Source organism: Petralouisia muris (genome assembly GCF_004793545.1).
GTDB classification, from domain to species: Bacteria; Bacillota; Clostridia; order Lachnospirales; family Lachnospiraceae; genus Petralouisia; species Petralouisia muris.
The window spans coordinates 1-20,328 of sequence record NZ_SRYA01000017.1; the positions used below are offsets into that span (position 1 = coordinate 1).

At 41.1% G+C, this 20,328-nt stretch carries 17 protein-coding genes and 1 pseudogene; 2 read left to right on the forward strand and 16 right to left on the reverse strand.

Going from position 1 to position 20,328, the window contains the following annotated elements; translation table 11 throughout:
• Positions 1-155: 155 nt before the first annotated feature.
• The 7 genes and pseudogenes from E5329_RS09925 to E5329_RS09950 form a co-directional block, all read right to left on the reverse strand.
• Positions 156-3,776 carry a fibronectin type III domain-containing protein gene (locus E5329_RS09925; RefSeq protein ID WP_135989402.1) on the reverse strand — a complete coding sequence of 1,207 codons (3,621 nt, stop codon included), beginning with the start codon at positions 3,774-3,776 and terminating at the stop codon, positions 156-158.
• A 365-nt stretch (positions 3,777-4,141) separates the two neighbouring features.
• Positions 4,142-4,618 (reverse strand): annotated as a pseudogene (locus E5329_RS09930) (ATP-binding protein); the annotation flags it as partial.
• Positions 4,581-4,748 carry a hypothetical protein gene (locus E5329_RS29710; RefSeq protein ID WP_168356572.1) on the reverse strand — a complete coding sequence of 56 codons (168 nt, stop codon included), beginning with the start codon at positions 4,746-4,748 and terminating at the stop codon, positions 4,581-4,583. The gene E5329_RS29710 and the pseudogene E5329_RS09930, both read right to left, overlap by 38 nt.
• An 18-nt stretch (positions 4,749-4,766) precedes the next feature.
• Positions 4,767-5,045, reverse strand: a complete 279-nt coding sequence (locus tag E5329_RS09935) for a hypothetical protein (protein ID WP_135989403.1) — start codon at positions 5,043-5,045, stop codon at positions 4,767-4,769.
• Positions 5,046-5,177: 132 nt separating this feature from the next.
• Complete coding sequence (locus E5329_RS09940; RefSeq protein ID WP_135989404.1) at positions 5,178-5,435, reverse strand: hypothetical protein; 258 nt, start codon at positions 5,433-5,435, stop codon at positions 5,178-5,180.
• Between the two features lie 4 nt (positions 5,436-5,439).
• Positions 5,440-5,772 (reverse strand): helix-turn-helix domain-containing protein, encoded by a 333-nt coding sequence (locus tag E5329_RS09945; RefSeq protein WP_135989405.1) that lies wholly within the window; start codon positions 5,770-5,772, stop codon positions 5,440-5,442.
• A 123-nt stretch (positions 5,773-5,895) separates the two neighbouring features.
• Positions 5,896-7,146, reverse strand: a complete 1,251-nt coding sequence (locus E5329_RS09950; RefSeq protein WP_135989406.1) for an Ig-like domain-containing protein — start codon at positions 7,144-7,146, stop codon at positions 5,896-5,898.
• Between the two features lie 250 nt (positions 7,147-7,396).
• On the opposite strand from E5329_RS09950, the gene E5329_RS09955 reads away from it, so the two are divergent.
• Positions 7,397-8,770 carry a glycosyltransferase family 39 protein gene (locus E5329_RS09955; protein WP_168356573.1) on the forward strand — a complete coding sequence of 458 codons (1,374 nt, stop codon included), beginning with the start codon at positions 7,397-7,399 and terminating at the stop codon, positions 8,768-8,770.
• A gap of 385 nt (positions 8,771-9,155) precedes the next feature.
• Here E5329_RS09955 and E5329_RS09960 read toward each other — a convergent pair whose 3' ends face one another.
• The 9 genes from E5329_RS09960 to rffA all read right to left on the reverse strand — a co-directional run bounded on the left by E5329_RS09960 (position 9,156) and on the right by rffA (position 19,203).
• Positions 9,156-9,962 (reverse strand): DUF3800 domain-containing protein, encoded by an 807-nt coding sequence (locus E5329_RS09960; protein ID WP_168356574.1) that lies wholly within the window; start codon positions 9,960-9,962, stop codon positions 9,156-9,158.
• A gap of 158 nt (positions 9,963-10,120) precedes the next feature.
• A complete protein-coding gene (locus tag E5329_RS09965) occupies positions 10,121-12,028 on the reverse strand; it encodes a hypothetical protein (protein WP_135989409.1) in 1,908 nt (635 codons plus the stop codon).
• The gene (locus E5329_RS09970; protein ID WP_135989410.1) at positions 12,012-13,265 is read right to left on the reverse strand and encodes a lipopolysaccharide biosynthesis protein; all 1,254 of its coding nucleotides are present in this window, start codon (positions 13,263-13,265) and stop codon (positions 12,012-12,014) included. Before E5329_RS09970 ends, E5329_RS09965 begins: the two co-directional genes overlap by 17 nt.
• On the reverse strand, positions 13,258-13,725 hold the full coding sequence (locus E5329_RS09975; protein ID WP_168356575.1) for a sugar-transfer associated ATP-grasp domain-containing protein: 468 nt from the start codon (positions 13,723-13,725) through the stop codon (positions 13,258-13,260). Before E5329_RS09975 ends, E5329_RS09970 begins: the two co-directional genes overlap by 8 nt.
• Positions 13,701-14,006, reverse strand: coding sequence for a hypothetical protein (locus E5329_RS29715; protein ID WP_168356576.1), 306 nt, complete (start codon positions 14,004-14,006; stop codon positions 13,701-13,703). Before E5329_RS29715 ends, E5329_RS09975 begins: the two co-directional genes overlap by 25 nt.
• Positions 14,007-14,236: 230 nt before the next feature.
• Positions 14,237-15,544, reverse strand: a complete 1,308-nt coding sequence (locus tag E5329_RS09980; RefSeq protein ID WP_135989412.1) for an AMP-binding protein — start codon at positions 15,542-15,544, stop codon at positions 14,237-14,239.
• A gap of 87 nt (positions 15,545-15,631) precedes the next feature.
• Complete coding sequence (locus tag E5329_RS09985; protein ID WP_135989461.1) at positions 15,632-16,876, reverse strand: ATP-grasp domain-containing protein; 1,245 nt, start codon at positions 16,874-16,876, stop codon at positions 15,632-15,634.
• Entirely contained in the window at positions 16,758-17,963 is a 1,206-nt protein-coding gene (locus E5329_RS09990; RefSeq protein WP_275443160.1) for a glycosyltransferase family 2 protein, read from the reverse strand. Before E5329_RS09990 ends, E5329_RS09985 begins: the two co-directional genes overlap by 119 nt.
• Positions 17,964-18,057: 94 nt before the next feature.
• Positions 18,058-19,203, reverse strand: a complete 1,146-nt coding sequence (rffA, locus tag E5329_RS09995) for a dTDP-4-amino-4,6-dideoxygalactose transaminase (protein ID WP_135989413.1) — start codon at positions 19,201-19,203, stop codon at positions 18,058-18,060.
• Between the two features lie 529 nt (positions 19,204-19,732).
• Between rffA and E5329_RS10000 the strand changes: the two genes are divergently transcribed.
• Positions 19,733-20,125, forward strand: coding sequence for a helix-turn-helix domain-containing protein (locus E5329_RS10000; RefSeq protein ID WP_135989414.1), 393 nt, complete (start codon positions 19,733-19,735; stop codon positions 20,123-20,125).
• Positions 20,126-20,328 lie beyond the last annotated feature (203 nt).

Sequence of the window (20,328 nt, forward strand, 5' to 3'; positions counted from 1 at the left end):
ACTATCATACAGGTTTGCTCCAGTTTTGTATAGGTACTCGCGTTTTACCGTTTACGATACATCTCAAGAAAAATGCAGATACGATTCTGCGATTCAAACAGAGAACCCCAAAAGGAAGATTCCTTTCGGGGTTCTCTGCTTACTTTCCAGTAAAATTATTTTGCTTTAATGCTCTTTACTTTAGATGCACCGGAAGCGAAATCAGCCTTCAAGCCGTTTGTTCCAATTGCAACTACTTTATAGTAGTATTTCTTACCTTTCTTCACTGTCTTATCAACATAAGAGGTAGAATTCTTTTTGGTTGTTCCAATCTTTTCGAATCCTTTGTTCTTCTTGGTGGAACGATAGATTTCGTACTTGGAAGCTCCGTTTACTTTGGTAATCTTAATAGTTACTTTGCCCTTCTTAGCTGTCAGCTTCTTAATGCTCGGGCTGATTTTATAGCAGATGCTTGCAGGCTTGCTGTATCCGGAAATTGTATCGCCGTTCTCACCAAACGCCTGAACATAATAGTAATAGGTTACTCCTGTACGCAGGTTGCCGCGGTCAATTGCAGAGTTGGCAACAATGGTATTCTTCTGCGCTTTGTATTCTTTATACAGAACTACGTTTGCAGAGGTTGATTCATCGTTATTGCTCTCTTTTGCAATTGGTTCTACTCTGCCGTTTGTCTCATATGACTTTTTGTCTGCATTGTAGAAAGAAGCCGGGCTGGTGGAACGCCATACTTTGTAATATTTTGCACCGGAAACCTTCTTCCAGCTAATCTTTACAGCCGTAGTGCTCACGCCTTTTGCATCCTTCTCCGTCACTTCTTTGGCTGTTACGCTTTGTGCAACTTTCAGTTTTTCATTACCGTTCTGATATACGGTTACATACTCTGACCATTTTTTATTGCCATATGCACGCACACGAATTATAACACGTTCATTTCCGGCAACGTTCTTAATGGTATAGCTGTTCTTCTTTACGTTATTGGCAGTTGTCCAATGATCTTCATAGTCATCGTTATAGTTATCATCATACTTCCTGTAACTTACTTCATATTTAGTTGCAAACTTATCTTTATCCCAGCTAACCTTTACATTAGTGCCGCTTATGCTGGTCTTAACATTCTTAGGCGCTTCCACCTTCATGAGAACAGTGTCCATTGCATATATCTGCTTGGTAACCTTTTTAGACTTATAGCTTGCTACCACTACATAAGTATAAGAAGCATCCTGTTTCAGCTTTTTGTCTGTCCATGACACGGTCTTTGCTTTTTTGATTGTCTTAACCAGTTCAAACTTCTTATTTGACTGCTGTTTTGCATAATTTCCAAATCCGTTAGATTTAGAAAGATTTGTATCTGTGGAGGACAGGTAAGCACGGTAAATATCGTACTGAGTAGCTCCGGAAACCTTGGTCCATTTCAGTGTTGCAGAAGTCTTGCTCTTCTTGGTAACTCTCAGATCAATGTAATTGCTGTTTCCTGTTTCTGCTGAGAAATACACATAATCGCTGTATACCTTCTTTGCCTTTGTCTCAGGATTATAGTAATATGCCCTTGCTCTGTAGTCATATACGGTGCTTTCTTTCAGACCTTCATCTGTATATTCTGTGGAAGAAATGGTTTTTACTTTCTTATACTTCTTGCCGCTCTTACGATAAATCTCATACCCTGTAATTGCATCATTGGTCTGATCAAATATCATCGTAATGCTCTTCTTACCGGATTTGGTAGAAGGCGCATCAATTCCAAGACCAAGCGTTGCAGAAACTCTGCTGGATACGGAAACATCATTATAATTTACAAACTGAACCGGCTCTGCCTTGCCATTTACCATTACATTCTGGGTAGCTACAGCCGTCCGGATATCATCATGTTTGGATGTGTCATAGGTCAAAACTACAAAATAATATTTCTTTCCAGGTTCAATACCATCCAAAACATTGCTTGAAATGGAATTCTCACTTGCGGAAACAGGATAGGCTTTTACCTGCTTGTCTACAAGTTCCATCTTATCCTTAAGTGCAGTTACACTAGTCAGACGCTGTGTCCTTCCTAAAGAATCTACGCCAGTAGCATTCAAATAGCTGTATGTATATTCTTTTGTCTGGAAGATCTTCTCACTCTTAGAATAAAGCACTACTACATTTGTATTTACATCAACCGGATTCCATACCAGACGGAAGGTGCCGTCGTCATTGTTCTCAATTTTCAGTCCGGCAGCTACAGGCGCATTCACCTGTTTGTTGTATGTAACAGCGCAGGGAGCACAATAAGCGCCTTCCACTTCATTTTCATTGCTGTCCATTACAACAGCGCATACTCTGAAATAAATGTAGTTAACCTCTTTCCTGATTGGCTCATCGTTTTGATCATATTTTATATTGCCGTTTTCGTCACGTTCATAGATATACTCATCCTGAGAATTATCATAGTCATAATAAGTTCTTATTCCTGTAGTGCCTTCCGAATCCCAGTCTTCATCTTTCAGCGCAGTAACATTTACAGGAGCTGCAGCTTTATAACTCTGTACCTTATAATTGATTGCATCTGGAACTGTATTCCAGGAAATTCTTGCTTTCTTCGTATTCTTCTGAACCCACTTTAATCCAGTTACTACAGGAACATTCACCTGCTTCTGCGACCAGTTATAAGTCAGTTCCGACCAATCCCCTACCTTAACAATCTGTTTAGCTACGCCTCCCTCATAATAATCTCCTGCTTGATCTGTCGCAGCTACTGTCTCAGTATAGTATACGGCTCTTACTTCATATTTTGCTTTTTCAGCAGCCGTATAGGATTTGGAAGAACTGCTGCTGTAATCAGTCCCCGTCTGGATTGGTTCCACTGTCTTCTTATCCTGACTCACTGCAAGGTCACCAAGTTCCACCGCCTGGCCGTCTACCTTAACCTGATATCCAACCTTCAGCAGTTTTCCACCGCTCTCTACTTCTGTCTCGTTGGTAACTTCATTCCAGGAAATCCGATGATACTTCCGGTCAAAGGAAATCTCACTAGATTTAAATGCATATGCGGTAGCTGTTTTATAGTTACCGTTCGTATAATCGTATTCTGTATTTGTCTCTATATTTGTATACGTTTTTCCATTTACCAGGTAATACTGTACACTTGCATCTGTCGCTGCTACTTTCTGTCCATAAGCAGCTGCTACGGCATTTCGCACTGCTTCGTAATCAGCAAACGGGCCGCCTGAAACTGCGCCCAAAACATCTACTTCATTCCTTTCCAGGAAATAATATGACAAAACAGGTTTCTCCCAGTCTGTAACTTCATCACCATATTCATCCTTCTTCGTCGGACGCTTTTCATAGCAAGTAGTATACTTTTTACCATCTACATCATAAAATCCTGTTGCATCTTCCTGCGGCTGAAGAGTAGCCGGATAAACTTTAGCTACTTTACCGTATAAAGCGCCATTACTTTCATCAAAGTAAGCGTAATAAACGTCACCCTTCTTATACAGCCCTGTTGCAGCGTCCAGCCAACTCTCCTTCGTTCCTGTCACTGTTACTCTGTCATTTCCAGATCTCAGCGCTGGATTCACATAGGCATAATCCTTCTCCACTTTTTCGTCGTCACTGGACATCGTGTATGAACTATACTTTCCCTCCAGCCCAATTACCTTGGAGACGCCGCTCACTGCGCCCTGCTCTGTAGTTTCCACGGTCAGGTTCTCTGCTGCGAGAGCGGGAACTGCGTCTGTCATCACCATTGCCGCTGCCAGGATGGCTGCTGCAACACGTGCGGTCATTCCACCTTTCCTCATAAAAAAACTCCTTTCATAAATGAATAAATTGTATCATCCGTGTCTCCCTTGCAAAAAAGCTGTGAGTCTGCCAGTCTCATGACAGATTCATAAAATTTTCAACTTTATTTCACAATCTTTTCACAAATGACCTTTCTCTATTCTAGTCCCACTTCCATAAAATGTCAATTGCTATCTGTAAACTTTTTTCTTTTTTGTTTATTTTGTATATTTTTACCCCCCCCCCCTAGATATTTCTGATTTTATTTTGTTTTTCGCCATAATTTTCTGATAATTTTTATTCTTTTTATCTTATGAAAAATTTTGCAATCAATATGCTTACTTTTTAAGCATATTTGCAATGTTTTCTTTCAAATGTTTCCTTATTATATTTTATAAAATAAAAAAACAGAGCCATAAAAAAGCAACGTGCAATACCTCCGTTTTTTATAGCCCTGCTTCAACTGAAGCTGCGTAACTGTCCCATCTTTGCGAATGACAGAAAGCAATTTCTTGTCATCAGAATCAACTTTGGTGCCATTCATGCTTCGTTTATCCCCCTTAACCTCACCCATCCCCTCTTCGCAAATCTCTCCAACTTCCGCTGCAATATCAGGAGCAATCACTCCGTAACCATCAACTGCCAGTTCTTTTCGATACAGATTAATCCGAAAATCACTTCCCATGTCCTGAAGTTCCGGTTCCCGAAGCCCATAATTCCTTTCTTCCTCAAATATTTTTGGAATACCAGTTCCCCATGCCTCTATCATTTTCAAAAGCCCCACTACTTCGTCGCTTGTGCGGGAATCCAGATTTCCTGTAGGTTCATCTGCCAGAATAATATCCGGTTTCGCAGCCAGAGCCAGACTTGCCTACAATGGCTGCGAATTCCCCTCTTTTTATGGCGATATTGGCACATCTCACAGCCCGCACCTGACTTTCTCCCTTTCCATAATATTTACATAAATCCGTTGTTTTTAAAATTGTTTCCATTGACATCCTCCTCTATCATCAATCCCACTCCGGCAGACGCATGGCAAAGTCACTTTCTATCTGCCGGAACACGATTATTGTAACTCTTATTTCTTTCATTTTGCTTTCAAAAAAATAAAGAAGCCTTACAGTTTTGTAAGACTTCTTAGATTCAAAGAGGAAGCTGCACCACAAAAGCACTGCCACTCTCCTTTCCCCGGCAGCGGAAAGAAACGGTAACGCTTCCCACTCCTCCAGTTCCATGGAGATCTGCTCTTCCTCTGCTTTCAGCCAGACGCTCCAGATGTTCATAAACATTTGCCAGCTCCTGACTGTCTGCATCAGCGGTTCTGAAATCCTGCCTGTATTGCCGTTTCTGAAACTGTTCCAATATGTTTCCCAGCGCTTTCCACTCCTGCTGCTTTCTTTTCTCTGACAGCTTGTATGATATCAGAACCGCCAGAACATACAGACACAGCAAACCAGTATGCTCCGTCCTTCCCAGACAGAATCTTCTGTTCCTTTCAGCAATTCTGCTGCTTTTTCCATATTTTCTCTATCCTGATTCCTGGGATCTGCCATCACAGAGAGAATTTGTATCTTATCTTCATAGTTGTGAATCTGCATGTGGATCAGCATGATGTCAGCCAGAACTGATACCAAAATTCCCACCAGCAGCAGGAGGAAAAGAAGAGCGTGTTTTTTCATGGATTTATGCAAGAGTATTGGCAAACTCACACAGAATCCGAACCGCGCTTTCCCGCTGGGAATCGTCCAGATGTTCCAGCAACCCCAGAATCATTTCCGCCTGAAAACTTTCCCTTTTTCCGAAAATCAGATAGTCCACAGAAATATGGGAACCTGTGCTGATTTTATACAGTGTTTTGGAAGTAATGCTTTTATCGCCCCGTTCCACAGCGGCAAGAAAGCTTTCTGAAATACCGCACAATTTGCTGAATTCATCCCTGGTCATCCGAAGGGTTTCCCGAACCTCACGGATACGGTGTCCTACCGACTGATTAAAATCTTTCTCTATCTTTACCATAGTTCTCTCCCTAAAGAAATCCTTCAGGAACTGTCATGAAATAACCTGCGCAAATTATTTCATGACAGCTCCTGAGTTCAAAGCGCGTCAGAAAACTGTCTTCTGACGCGCCGAATGGTTACATTATTTCTTTACTGTAATCTTACAGGTTGCTTTTTTGCCGCTGGATGTTTTTACCGTAATGGTTGCGGTACCTTTTTTCACTGCGGTCACTTTGCCGAATTTATCTACTTTTGCAACTTTCTTGTTGGAGCTGCTCCATTTCAGGGTATCGGTAGATTTTGCCGGCTTCATGGTTGCTTTTAAGGTAAGTGTCTTTTTCACCTTTAAGGTTGCTTTTTTCTTGTTCAGGGTAACCTTTGTGGACTTGGTTGCCTTGGACGCTACAGTTACCTTAACGGTCGCTTTCTTGCTTCCAGCTTTAGCTGTAATCGTTGCGGTTCCTTTTTTCTTTGCGGTGATTTTACCATTCTTAACAGTGGCAATCTTCTTGTTGGAAGTAGACCATGTTACCTTATCTGTAGTATTAGAAGGCGTAACGGTTGCCTGTACGGTAACGCTCTTACCTTTTACCACATAAACCTTCTTGGAACTCAGGGTAACCTTTTTTGCCGGAACCTTATTTTCGGTCTGCGGCGCATTTACCGTTACTGTACAAGCAGCGGTCTTATCCCCTGCTTTGGCCGTAATAGTTGCAGTTCCTTTATCTACAGCAGTTACTGTTCCGTTTGATACGGTTGCAACCTTTGCGTCAGAGGTCGTCCATGTCACAGTCTTGTTGGTGGTGTTAGCAGGCGCTACGGTTGCTGTTAAAGTTCTGGTCTTTCCTTTGTCCAGAGTAATGCTGGCAGCGTCTAAGGTAATGCCAGTGACTGCGATTTCAGTGGGTTTTTGCTCCTGTTTCGGAGTTACTGTGACTTTACAGGTAGCTTCCGCTGTTCCAACTTTTGCAGTAACTGTTGCAGTTCCGGCTTTTACTGCTGTAACTGTTCCGTTTGATACGGTTGCTACTTTTGAATCAGAGGTGAGCCACTGCACTGCCTGGTTCTCATTCGGTGTTACGGTTGCTACTAATGTTGCTGTTTTTCCTTCTTCCAGAGAGATTTCTTTCATATTTAAAGAAACCTTTGTTTCCACTACTACTGGTGTACTTCCCGGTGTACTTCCCGGGGTGCTTCCCGGTGTACTTCCCGGGGTGCTTCCCGGTGTACTTCCTGGGGTGCTTCCCGGTGTACTTCCCCCTGTTGCTTCACGCGTCAACGCTGCTCTTCCGCCTTCTGTATTTGCTGCTGCAGCTACAGTAAAGCTTCCTAACACCATTGTCGCTGAAAGTAGAATTGCTACATTTCTCTTGGACAAAAACTTCATTTTCATTTTGTGTCTTTCCTCCTCTTTCTATTCCAAGTACTTTCTTGTTTTGTACTTTTGGTAGTTACGATTATATACCCTGAATTTCATTGTGTCAATTATTTTGAGATTAATTTTCATACTTTTTTTGACTTTTAGCGACTATTCATATATCATATGATTGTATGATTAATATTAACGACAGGCGACATTGATAAACATCAAAACTCACTGTATATCAAACGTCAGTTTAAAACGAAAGGAATGCATGATTATTATGGAAATTACAACAAAAAATGTTTCAGTGATTATCATTACACTTCTGTTTGCCTCTTTATCTGTCTTTTTTTATTTTCTGCTGTTTGAGAAAAAGGCCAAAGATTCTTTCCTGGAACCCATTTCTAAAACAGACGCCGGAATGAATCTCCTGCTGATTATGACAGTGGCATTGTTTCTGCGGCTGCCATGTACTGTATTAAGCCATGACGGTGACTTAAGGTACTTTATGAATGCCTCAGAAGAATTCTTAAATCAGGGATTCTTCGGATTTTTTTCTAGATGGAGCATTGTTTATCCTCCGCTGTTTGAATATCTGCTGTTTCTTATTGGTAAAATTTCCTCTTTTCTGGGAATTACCTTTATATTTGGCAGTAAATTAACCACATTTATTTTCAAGATTCCCGGCATTATCTGCGATTTGCTGACAGGATATACGCTTTATCACGTTACCGCAAAACATCAATCAAGAAACCTTGCATTGACTTTATCACTGTTATATCTGTTCAGCCCGGTTACTATCTTGGATTCATCTTACATTGGGCAGGTAGACTCCATTTACAGTCTCTTTACACTGCTGACCGTATATTTAATCTGCACAAAACGTCTGGAATTGAGTTATTTTGCTTTTGTAGCGGGATTTCTATTTAAATATCAGATTATTTTTATTACACCCGTATTGATTTTCGGAATTATCAATCAGGTGATTTTAACAGATTTCAGTTGGAAACGTTTTTTCCATCATTTCAGAGTTGGCCTGGCTGCCATAGGATGTATCTTGCTGTCCTATCTTCCATTCCTTTACCAGCCCTCTACCGGTGAATTCCGTCCTGAGGATTTGTTTCACACTCTTGGAAATTCCCTGGGCAGCTATGGAAGGGCTTCCTTAAACTCCTATAATTTCTGGACACTGGTTGGATACAATCTTGTGGATGAAAAAACGGCATTTGGCCCCTTTTCCTGCAGTACCTGGGGAACTATTGTTATTGCTGCGCTGGTTTGCTCCTCTATTGTTATGTTCCTAAAATATGGGAAAGATTCTTCCTCTTATCCCATCATCGGAGCATTTTTGATTTTCGGTATGTATTGCTTTTCCACAAAAATGATGGGGCGGTATCTCTTTCCGGCTCTTGGCCTGCTGTTTTTGGGCTTTGTGCTGAAACCTGATAGGAAACGCTTCCTTTGTGCGCTGCTCCCCACAAACCTTCTGTTTTGCTGCATTGTGCTGGATTATCTGTATTATCCATATTCTGCTTACCGGCCGGAACTTTTAATGCCAAGGATACTGTCAGTTTTGGTACTTGGGTGCTTTGGATTTCTGGTTTGGACTATAACAGGGGAAATTCGGCGCAATTCCTTTTTACAGAAAAACTAAGGATCTGTAGGAAAATAAGTGATACAGATTACGCAGGATATTTCTTCGAGTGTGCAGTGCAAAAAACGTAGGCGCAGCGGGCTACGGCGAGGCTTTTTGTACTGTGCAATCGGAAAAATAGACAAGTCAAGATATGTCAGTTATTTAGATCCTAAAGACATTTCAGATATAAATTCCATGATAAAAGACGCTTAGTTAATACTAAGCGCCTCTTTCATCAAGTGTATAAAATGATACGATAGAGTCACTCTTTAAATTCCACATCTCAGCCGCTAAACATCGAATTTGAAATTTAAACGCTATCCACTCTTGTGCGATACGCTCATTAAGAATTGTGCTCTCAAAACCATTGCTTATATTATTATATACACGATAATATATTATGTCAAGAGATATTTGAAATTATTCTTGGAATTATTTTTATTCCAAATCTATCAGTATTTCCACTCATCCCATCATAAGATTTAGACAAAATAGCGTTTGTCAAAGCTCTCACGTTTTTATAGATAGATTTCCCAGATTTTTTTCTTGCCATTTGATTTGGCATAAAATCGGCCAATTGTAAACATTGTGAATTTTCTGATTTATGCGTAAAGGCAAACTGTAAAATTCTCTGCTGAATCGCATCAGGTCTGACATACATTGTTCCAATGGATGAAACCTGATAAAATCTCATTAACATAATCTTATCAAAAGTGTCCCGCGATTCATAAACAATTTTTCCAACAGCTTTATTTTTAAACAAAAAATGCGTATAATTCTCTAATATAATCTGCATACAGACTAACGATATTTCATTTGCTATTTCCGATTTTGAAAAATTATCATAATAATCATCACTTTTTATTACACAGCCAATCGTATATATCTGTGAATCTTTAATTAGTTTACTGATTTTGTTATACAAATGCTGCGCTAAATTTCTATTATCTCTAAACCTGACATATTCCGGCTTTAATGTATTTCTAGGCTTCCGGCTGCTAATAGCCTGCTTCAAATCAAGTTCATGTAAAATAACGGATTGCGAATCTGGCACATCATTCCAAATATTTAATTTTATGATATCTATCCCACTGTTTATTTTAGGAATTTCATCATTTTTTACTATAAATCCACCAATGGCAAATGCCGGTTTACGGCCGTTTTGTTCATATGTATAACTTTCATCTAAAAATAATGTATACTCGTCCAATATTTATATCCCCAATCATACTTATTTAGCTGTAAAAATACAACGATCTCAGTATACTACAAAATCCTGCACAATTCTATCAGAACGTATGTTTTGAATATTTTCACGATGCATACTTTAAAAGCATAAACTATTATATACCACATTCACCTTCTCATTTAAAAACCATCTTTCTCCTCCTCTTCCTTCAGCGCTCCCTCCGTAAAAATATAACTTCCTTCATAAATAACAAATTCCCCTGTCTTTCTGCCGAAATATTCCTTTCCTTCCACTTCAAATTCCCCTGTCTGGCGAATTCCATCTTTATAATAGAACATATAATCTCCCAGCTCATAGAATCCTGTATATCCCTTTAAGCTGTCATCAAATTCAAACTTATAGATACACGCTAAATTTCCAATCCGATCCACGTAATCTATCCTGGTCACCCCATAATCCATCAGAGTTGAGAAAAATGCATCCGTATACAGATCCCAAGCATACAGATAGGGCTGATAATCCATCATAAAATAGACGTTGTCTTTCTGAAATGTCCTCATAGACAATTCTGACAGCCCAAGTTGTTCTAATTTCTTGTTATATATATCAGAATACCAATTGCTTCCTCCGAAGAACATAGCGTTATTGGGTTTGTCCTCTAAATAAATCTCGCCTTTATCCCCAGGCGAATAATTCCAGAGAGCATGAATGTAAATGTTTTCTTTATGTTCCAAAACATATTCGTTAATCTTTTGCGTATAACTTTTATTCCATTCTGCCTGCGCAATCCGAGTTGGAGAATAAAGAAACTCCCCGCAGGCAGTTCCGCCATACAACAAAGCAATCACGAGCAATAATTGTCCAATGCCTTTTCTCCCATTTTCTATATGCATCCAATATTTCACCAGAAAAAACCATGAAATTACAATTCCCGGTATTACGATCACACTGTAAACACGGGTCGGAAGCCTGCCCTGCACACACAGATAAATTGTCAAAGCAATGCTCCCTAGAATATGAAGCATCAAAAACAGTGATTCCGGTTCTCCAATCCGGGTAAAATAAATTAAGCTTATCACAATAGTAAGGTACATCAGAATCGTAATACCCAGGAAAAAACGGCTCCCATATACCTGCTTCGCCCAGACCAGCCAGGTTGGTTCCTTACTCCATAATTCTTTTCCCCGATCTTCAGTTTTTTCCGCAATCGCCAATAGATTTTCTCCGGTCACCCGTTCGTCCAGAAAGCACCAGTTGCCTACCAGCATTGCCAGCTTACTGTCCCATCCAATACTGTCGAAAAATTCCGGATCCTCCCCATACTGCAGGTGAGGATAATCCATGTACCGGATTCGGCCTCTGTTAAATTCCTGGAATTCTTCTGTTTCAAGCTGATTGGAAACATATTTATCGTATTGATGGAAGCCTAAAAAAGCCGTACTGAAAACAGCAACGTATATCAGCATGGCAATCATCACTTTTCGGTTCCAGCCTTCTTTCTTCACACAATAATACAGTACGCACAAGCTCAGATAACAGACTGTCACTGCGCCTGTTTCATATCGTATCAAAGAGGCAAACAAACAGGCAACGCAGGGAATCAGAATATCCCGAACCCGGATTTTTCCTTTGCCAGGCAGCAAAAGCGTAGTGAAAAACCCTATTGAACATACAGCGGGAACCACAGTAAATGCGCTTTTTGACAGATAATAAGGCCAAATAAAAAAAGAGAAAAATGCAATGGGAACATATGTCATGATTTTACCCGCTTCTTCTATCCGGCACAGAATCAGCCAGTTTCTATGCACCAGATAAATTCCGGCAAGCATAGCAAAGACGCTCAATACATACCACCACTGGATCTGCGGAATTACCCGATAGAAAAAAGCTACAAGATAACCCAGAATACAGTTAATAAACTGATGGTATGGATATGGGGTTCCCGTCGTAAAACCGGAAAGCGCATTTTGTATTCCATGATCATCATTTGTCAGATATCCCATCGGAAGCGTGCTGGCCGTAAATAAATAAAGCATTCCCGTCAAACAGAAGGCCGTCAATGCCTCTTTTCTATTTCTTTTCTTCATACAAATCCTTTCTCAACACAAGCAAAAAGCACAAAATAATCCCCAGATTTAGTATCAGATATAAAATTGCCGCCCCAGCGATTCCATAAAGCTCCAAAAGATATTTGCCGCCGAAACAAGAACACAGGCTAATCAAAAGATAAACAGCCGCCATCTCATTCCTCCTTCCTGTCACAGTCAGCATTACTGCACAAAAAGATGATATGGCAAACAAAGCTCCGCCCAAAAACAACAGCGTAAATTCCAGCCTGTAAGGTTCCAGCCTCACATCGTACAAGAGATTTAAGAGCGGTATCCCAATCCATGTTCCAGCCAGGACAGCAATTGCGGTGACGCAAAAAATAAAAATAACTTGCCTTTCCATTAGCTGTTTCAGTTTTTTCTTTTCTTTTTTCTGCCATAAGATTCCAATATCTCTTACCATTGGCTGATATACAAATCTGCTCAGCAGAACAATGCAAAAAGCGGGCATCATAAGGTATCCGAAAATTGCCTGTACATCCTCTGTCATATACCAGTCAATCATATATTTTGGGATATTTCCAACGTACATCGACACTGATGCAGCGATTGCAAGAGGAGCGCATTCTCTTAAAATCTTCTTTACATTTTTCCCACATAGACCTGTACAAGACATTTTTTCCTTTCGGAACCTCCTGCCAAACAGAACCACATCCAGCAAAACACTATAAATCACACTGATTTCCAATGCTGTTACCAAATTTTTTGCCGCCAACAGAACCGCACATAGAATTCCAGTAGAACTAATCATCCGTATTGCCGCTATTCTGGCGCCTGCAAACAATTTTCCCTGCTGCTGATAATATCCTATACAAACATCTTCCAGCGCATCTGTCAGCTTATAAAGACATATCATAAATACCACTTGTGTTTTATATCCTTCATATCTCAAAAACCGCCGGCAAAACATTAAGTATCCTGAAACACATGCAAGAGAACTGAAAACCGTTATAATTCTGGCAAAAAAGTAATCCGAAAAAATACATCCGGCTTTTTTATCCGTTACTTGATAATTCCGCATCCCATATCTGGCAATGGTTGCAGCTAAATTTGCCAGGGCATATCCTATGGAAAAAATTCCGGCGTCTTCGATTCCAAGCTTATATGCAATCACACTGAGAATTACTGTGGACTGCAGGGCATCTGCCGAAACAGCAATCGTATTCCAGAAAACATCTGCTTTTCTGCTGTATTTGTCCTCACCTTTATCAAACACCTCTGTTTTCCTTGATCCTCCTTTGTATCCTGGGATATTTTCCCTTTCCATCACACATCTGTATCACCCCTGTTCCTTGATCCGGGTTTCCTTCCAGCAAAACAGGCCCTTGTTCCGTAATTGCCACGTCCCATCCCACAATATTATTTTCTGAAAGCCGCTGGGCGCTTTTTACAACCATTTCTTTCGCCTCATTCCAATAAGGCACCTGAAATCCTTGCAGTTTTTTCCCGCTATAGGGATTCACCTCAAACCGATGAAGTTCTCCATTAATTCCTGACGAATCGATAATTCCATGAAAAATCTGAACATTTGCACAAATTCCTCCAGCACAAAGATTATCCACACATTCCTCGGAAACTCCCATTCGAAGCCCTGCCGCAAATACCTCTGCCTTACCGCCAATACAAAATGTTCCGATGCGAAGGGTATTCACTACATTTGAATTAAACTCCTGCAATAATTTATGCTGCCGGATGCACTCTTCCAGCAGGCATCCTGAGAATTCTGTCCCCTCAATCTTCTCACCTTTATAATAATATTTGTAAACTCCTCCCCCCCCCGCCCAAATTTCGGTTTAATCATGACAATTTGATGTTTTTTCAGAAAATTTTCTATTTCACCTTCATCCGCACGATCCGCATCTAGCCATTCCCTTCCCAATTCCTTTTCAAAAAGACGGTTAAACTCTTGTTTCTCATTTAAAATCTTTCTTACTCTCTCACTGTTGTATTTCTTCATCAGCACCGCATGCCTGAGATAAGTCAAAAAAGTCTTTCTCTCCCGTCTGCTCTTGTGATAAAACTCAAACCAAAGATATTCTTCCGGACTGCACCCATCTGTAAGAACGCACCACAGAAAATGAAAATTCAACAGGATACATTTCCTCAATGAATTTTTTTCACGCAATTTTCTTTGGAACCATATATAATTTTGTAGAAACTCTTTCAGCCATTTCACAATACGCTTCATCATGAACTTCCTTCTTTCATCCGATTTACGATAAACCGCAGCTTCCCGGTACTATCTGCTTCTATCTCGCTTTTCCAGATAAAATGATATTTCATATCGTAATCCGCAATCACTTTTTCCAACTTTTCTGTAATTTCTTTTTCCAGGAATTCCTTATTTATTTCTCTCGCCGGATCCGCTACAAGTTCCAGTTCAACTTCATGGTAATTATTTTGTATCACGCGGAAACTGAGAAGCTCCTCTAAATTCTCCGTTGCCGCATAAAAGGGATGATAATCATATTTTCTTCCGTCTTCCAGGGTAATCCAATCATTCATACGGCCTTGAATATTGGTAAGATATTCTACTCCATTCTTTCTGATTATTTCTGCTCCATCCTCAATGTCATAATTAATAATGGGAAATTCATGCAAAAATAAATTTGTAATCAGCATCCTCCCCTTATTCGCCAACTGGTTCTTTTCATCCACAATATTAATTACATGAGTATCATTGGTAACAATATGCTTCCTGATGTTCCCAATTCTTGTAAAAGTGCATGCTCCCGTTTCCATAGAACCATAGGAAGTAAACAGGCGATTCCCCAGATATTTCCTGAAAAATCTGATAGATTGATTTGTCAAAGTTTCACTGATGCTGGCATATGCTTTGGGATGGCGCAGCTTTATATGTTTATGCCTGGCATATTCCACGGTCTGCATTAACTTTGTGCGGTGTGCATACAAAAAATCAGGTCTTACACGATTAATCTCTTCCGCTATCACCTTCCCCTCTGCCAGAAAGGACACTTTATGCCGCCGCAATATTCCTAATTTTTGCAAGATACTGTCCTTTCCCTTTGCCACAATGGCAGGATCTTTTAACGCCATCGTCTGATCTAATAGAGGATTTACCCCATTTTCCATAGCAATTCTCAGCCAGTTTGCCGCAAAATAAGCGTTTTCTCTAGGAGAAGCACATAATTTCAGAGGCGTTCCAGTGGAACCGCTGGTGGTGTACACATGATAATTTTGATATTTTTCTGGATTTCTCTTTAATTCAGCTGTAATCCATTCCTTTATTTCACTTTTTGTCAAAACTGGAAATTTTACCAAATCCTCTCTGCAGTGAAAATCCTCCGGCACCGCCCCTACTGCTTCAAATTTCTTCCGGTAGATTGGTATATGATAGGCACATTTCATCAATTCTTCTATTTTATGGTTCTGGATGTTATAAATCTCTCTCTTCTCCAAGTCATGTTTTTTTAATTCCAGCAAATATTTAAAAACAAACAAGTTTTCCATTTTTCTGTCCCTATATACAGACATTATAGCATTTCCTCCTTATTGTCCTGCTTTTTGGACATCACGGTATGCTCTGGAGCATTTCCTCCTTATTGTCCTGCTTTTTGGACATCACGGTATGCTCACCCAAACTTCAATGTTTCCCAACGCTTCCTCCATCTTATGCTTCGCTTCCTCCAAAGTATCCGCCTGCACCACCACATGTCCAATCCGGTGCGGCCCTACCCGGAACGCCTGCACTTCATCCCCAACCTGATAATCAAACTGAATCTCAACGATTTGTTTATCTTCTCTGTCATTCCTGTTCACAATCTCTTGAATCACCCCTGTGTTCTCACTGCGCAGCAGCATTCCCACATTCGGGCAGGCTTTCTCACTGGCAAAATCCACTGGAAGCCCCAGGGCCGCCTGTATGATTTTTTCATAATAATTATAACCGTAATAGAGAGATACCAGCTCAGTCAGACAGGTTGCCCCTGCCCTTCCGCCGATTTCCAGCACATAAGGCTTTCCTCCAGACAAGATAAAATCTGCATTTAATGCGCAGTTATCAAGGCCCATGGCTTTCACCGCCTTCTGAAGCTGCTCTTTGGCGTCCTCAATTACAGACTGTTCCAATTCGTAGGGGGCCCAGTGGCCGATAGGAACTCCGGTATCCCCCTGGAACACATAATCCCCATGGGGCAGTATAAATTGGACTTCTCCCCGGCATACAAAGGACTGGGCGCCGAATTCCTCCCCTTCCAGAAACTCCTCCACAATAAAATAATCTTTTCTGGTATTCTCCCTGACAGCCCGATACGCCTCTACAAATTTGCTGCTGTCCTCTGCTTTTACAATTCCCCGGCTTCCGGAAGTGTCCACTGCCTTAAAAATCAACGGAAATTGCAGGCCCTCCAGTTCTTTTTCCAAATATTCTATAAACTTGGAATCCTTGTCTTGGTTTTCGAATCTGCTGTGAGAATCCTGCTGCTTTTCCTTTTCTGCTCCCATCAGGGAGATTCTGCGGTATCTTGCTGTCCGCACTCCGTATTCCTCGTACTTCTGTTTCATCAGCATCTTATCTGTAGCTGTTTTTCCCGCTTCAAAGGATAAGCCGGACAGCCCCAGGGCGTCACAGACTTTTCCGATGGTTACCACAGCCACATCTGTGCCGGTTGTCACAATCCCATCTATCTGTTCATTTCTGGCAATTTCCAGAATCTTTTCATAATCCCTGGTATCCTCATAGTAAATTTTATCCCCGAAGGCAAACCCCGGATAATTCCCCGGGACGCTCACCACCAAAGTTTCTATCCCCATGCTCTTTGCCTGTTTGATCAGCGGAACCTGATACACTCCGGCTCCCAATACCATTAATTTCTTTTTCTCCTGCTTTTTCAATGTTTTTTTTCTCCCAATTACCTATCTTTTTTTCTTCATTTCTCTGTATCAACGCCTGACTCACTTCATACTGAGGCTGCAAATTCCCCGTTCTCTGCATCAATGTCCGACTCGCTTCATACTGAAGCTCCAGATTCCCCGTTCTCTGCCCCAAGGTCCTGCGCACCACATACTGAGGCTGACGGTTATCCGCCAGAAACATCCGGCCCACATATTCTCCAATCAGACCCATAAACAGCAGCATAATCCCTGAAAAAAAGCAGATTGCAATCATCAAAGACGTCCACCCTGCCACGCTTGCCTGAAAAATAATTTTCTTTGCAAATACTCCAAACGCCCCGGCAATCCCAATCAGGGAAAAACAAATTCCCAGCCAAATTGCCATGCGCAGGGGAACCACCGAAAATCCCAGAACATTTGACCAAAGCCGGATCAATGCTTTCAGATTATAATTGGATTTTCCCTCTTCCCGTTCAAAATGTTCCACCGGAATGCAGGTTATCTTTTGGGTTGTCCGCAAAAACAGCCCCTGCAGATAGGCGTAAGGGTTTTGGTACTGTATCACATAATCCCGGACAAATTTCCGGATCACCCAGAAGCTGGAAGTCTTTAAATCTTTAGGCTTTCCAATCAGCTTCCGCACCGTCCAAAAATTGACTGCGCTTCCCAGATTCCGATACCAACTGTGTTTTTTCCGTGGATAATAGGCATACACAATGTCCCAGCCCTGTTCTATTTCCTCCAGTAATTTATGAATCTGGCTGGGATGAGTCTGCATATCGTCATCCATGGCGATGATATAATCCCCCTGGGCATAATTCAATCCTGCCATTACCGCATTGTGCTGCCCTGCATTTTTGGCAAGATCAATAACCATCACATTCTTATAAGCCGCCGCCAGTTCCGAAAGCGCCTGAAAGGTTGCCCCTCCATCCGGCGACGCATCGTTTACCAGAATAAATTCCACTTCTTTTCCTTTCATTTCCTGCATAGTCAAAAGAACTACTTTGGAAATGGTTTTGCCGGAATTATAGCAGGGTATTACAATTGAATATTTCATCTCTGCTCCACTCACTTCTTCCCTGATTTTCTCTGTTTTTCAATTCTCTATCATTCAAACATCTGCAAAATTTTTTGAGCCGCATCGTAAAAACTCAGAATTGCCGATAAAAATTCTTCACTTCTGATGCCACATAGCGGATTTGCTCTTCTTTCAGCCCATCGTACATAGGCAGGCGAAGCAGACGATTGCTTTCCCGGGTGGTGTTCCTGTCCTGCCCGTGGAACCTTCCGTACTTTTGTCCCGCTTCGGAAGAATGGAGGGGCACATAATGAAATACAGCGGAAATTCCTTTCTCTTTCAAATATTGCAGCAACGCCGTGCGTTCCTCCAAATCTTTCGCTTTGATATAAAACATATGCCCGTTATGTACACAGCCCTTTGGCACAACAGGAAGTTCAATGTCCCCTGCAGCCTCCAATTCCTGCAGCAATTCATAATACAGGCTCCAGCTGCTGATCCGTCTCCTATTCACCGCTTCCGCTTCTTCTAATTGAGCCCAGAGATAAGCGGCGTTCAGGTCGCTGGGCAGATAAGAAGAGCCTGCTTCCTTCCAGGAATATTTATCAATTTCTCCCCGGAAAAACTGGCTTCGGTTGGTGCCCTTCTCCCGGATAATTTCCGCATTCAGAATATCTTTCTGATTTTTAAGCAGAATTGCGCCGCCTTCCCCCATGCTGTAGTTTTTTGTCTCATGAAAGCTGTAACAGCCATAATCCCCGATGGCTCCCAGAGACCTTCCTTGATAGGTGCACAATACCGCCTGGGCTGCATCTTCAATGATTTTTAACTGATGCTTTTTGGCAATCCGGCAGATTGTGTCCATCTCACAGGAAATTCCGGCATAATGCACCACGGCGATTGCTTTTGTCCTGGGCGTTATGGCATCTTCAATCAGGGCTTCATCCAGATTCATTGTGTCCTTGCGAATATCCACAAAGACTGCCCTTGCGCCCCGCAGTACAAATGCATCCGCAGTAGACACAAAGGTATAGGAAGGCATAATCACTTCATCTCCAGGCCCGATACCGGACAGCAGCGCCGCCATCTCCAACGCATGGGTGCAGGATGTGGTCAGCAGCGCCCCTGCTGCTTTTGCCTGCGCTTTCATCCATTCCGTGCACTTTCCGGTATAAAACCCATCTCCGCATATTTTCTGGCGGGCAACGGCATCCTCCATATACTGGAAAGCTTTGGGATGAAAGGGCGGAATATTAAAATGGACCTTTTGTTCCTCCATGTTTCGTCACCTTATCCTTTTAATTTATCTTTTTCGCAAATATACTTTTTATAGTATTCCTAAATTTTAGGATTGTCAATAATTATTTCATAAATATTTTGAATTGAATCCTTGAATTTATGATTTTTACATCAACTATTTCTGATGTATGCAACGGCAGATAAACATTTTCACTGATTCTGTCCCTGGAATTACCATTGAAGAATTCATTAATTTTATGAAATATTCCTTTGATTTTCTATAATTTTATGATTGCATAACTATTTTTTACTAATTATCTTTAAAATAAGGATTTTCAATATATTTAGGATTTTTTTGTCTATAATATACTTGCCTGGATCTTTTGAATCACTGATTTTATGTGAGAGTCTCTCCAATTATTGGAATATTCAGATGTTTTTTGATAAGCCGAATGCGTTCCCAGCCGCTGCCGGCTATAGTTGAAACTGTAATGAAACAGGCAAATGCGGAAACTCAGGCGAATCTGCTTTTCTTAGAAATAACACGATTTTATCTATGAGGTATTAACATGCAGCTTGGAGATCATTTAAGAAATATCAGGGAATCCAGAGATTTAAAACAGACGGACGTAGCCAAAGCTACTCACATCAGCAATAAGATTTTGTCCAATTATGAGCGGAACATCTGCTATCCTACCATTGATAATCTGATTGAGCTGTGCAGGTTTTATCAGATTTCCGCTGATTATCTTTTGATGCTGACCGATAAGAAAACCGAACCGAAAACGGTGGCGCATGATTTTCCAATCAGTTCTGATGAGAAACGGGTGATACAGTATTACCGTCGACTGAACGAGGAGAATCGGGACTGTATCCGGGGACTTATGGTATCTTATTACAAGGAACAAAAGTCGGATGCCCGGTCCCTTCCCCATTTGCGTGAAAATGACTTTGTTCTATAACATTTTTTGAAAATGAAACTGGGGCTGTGGGAAAATGAATTTTATACAAAAGATATGGTATGAACTCAAGAGAGTCATACGATACATTATGTAAGCCAGTCATTTTCCGACAGCCCCGGTTTTTATTTCTTTCACGGATTTCATCCTCCGCTACTTGCAGCGTTCTGAAATAAGAAGCTGAAATTGCTGTCATATCTAAAATT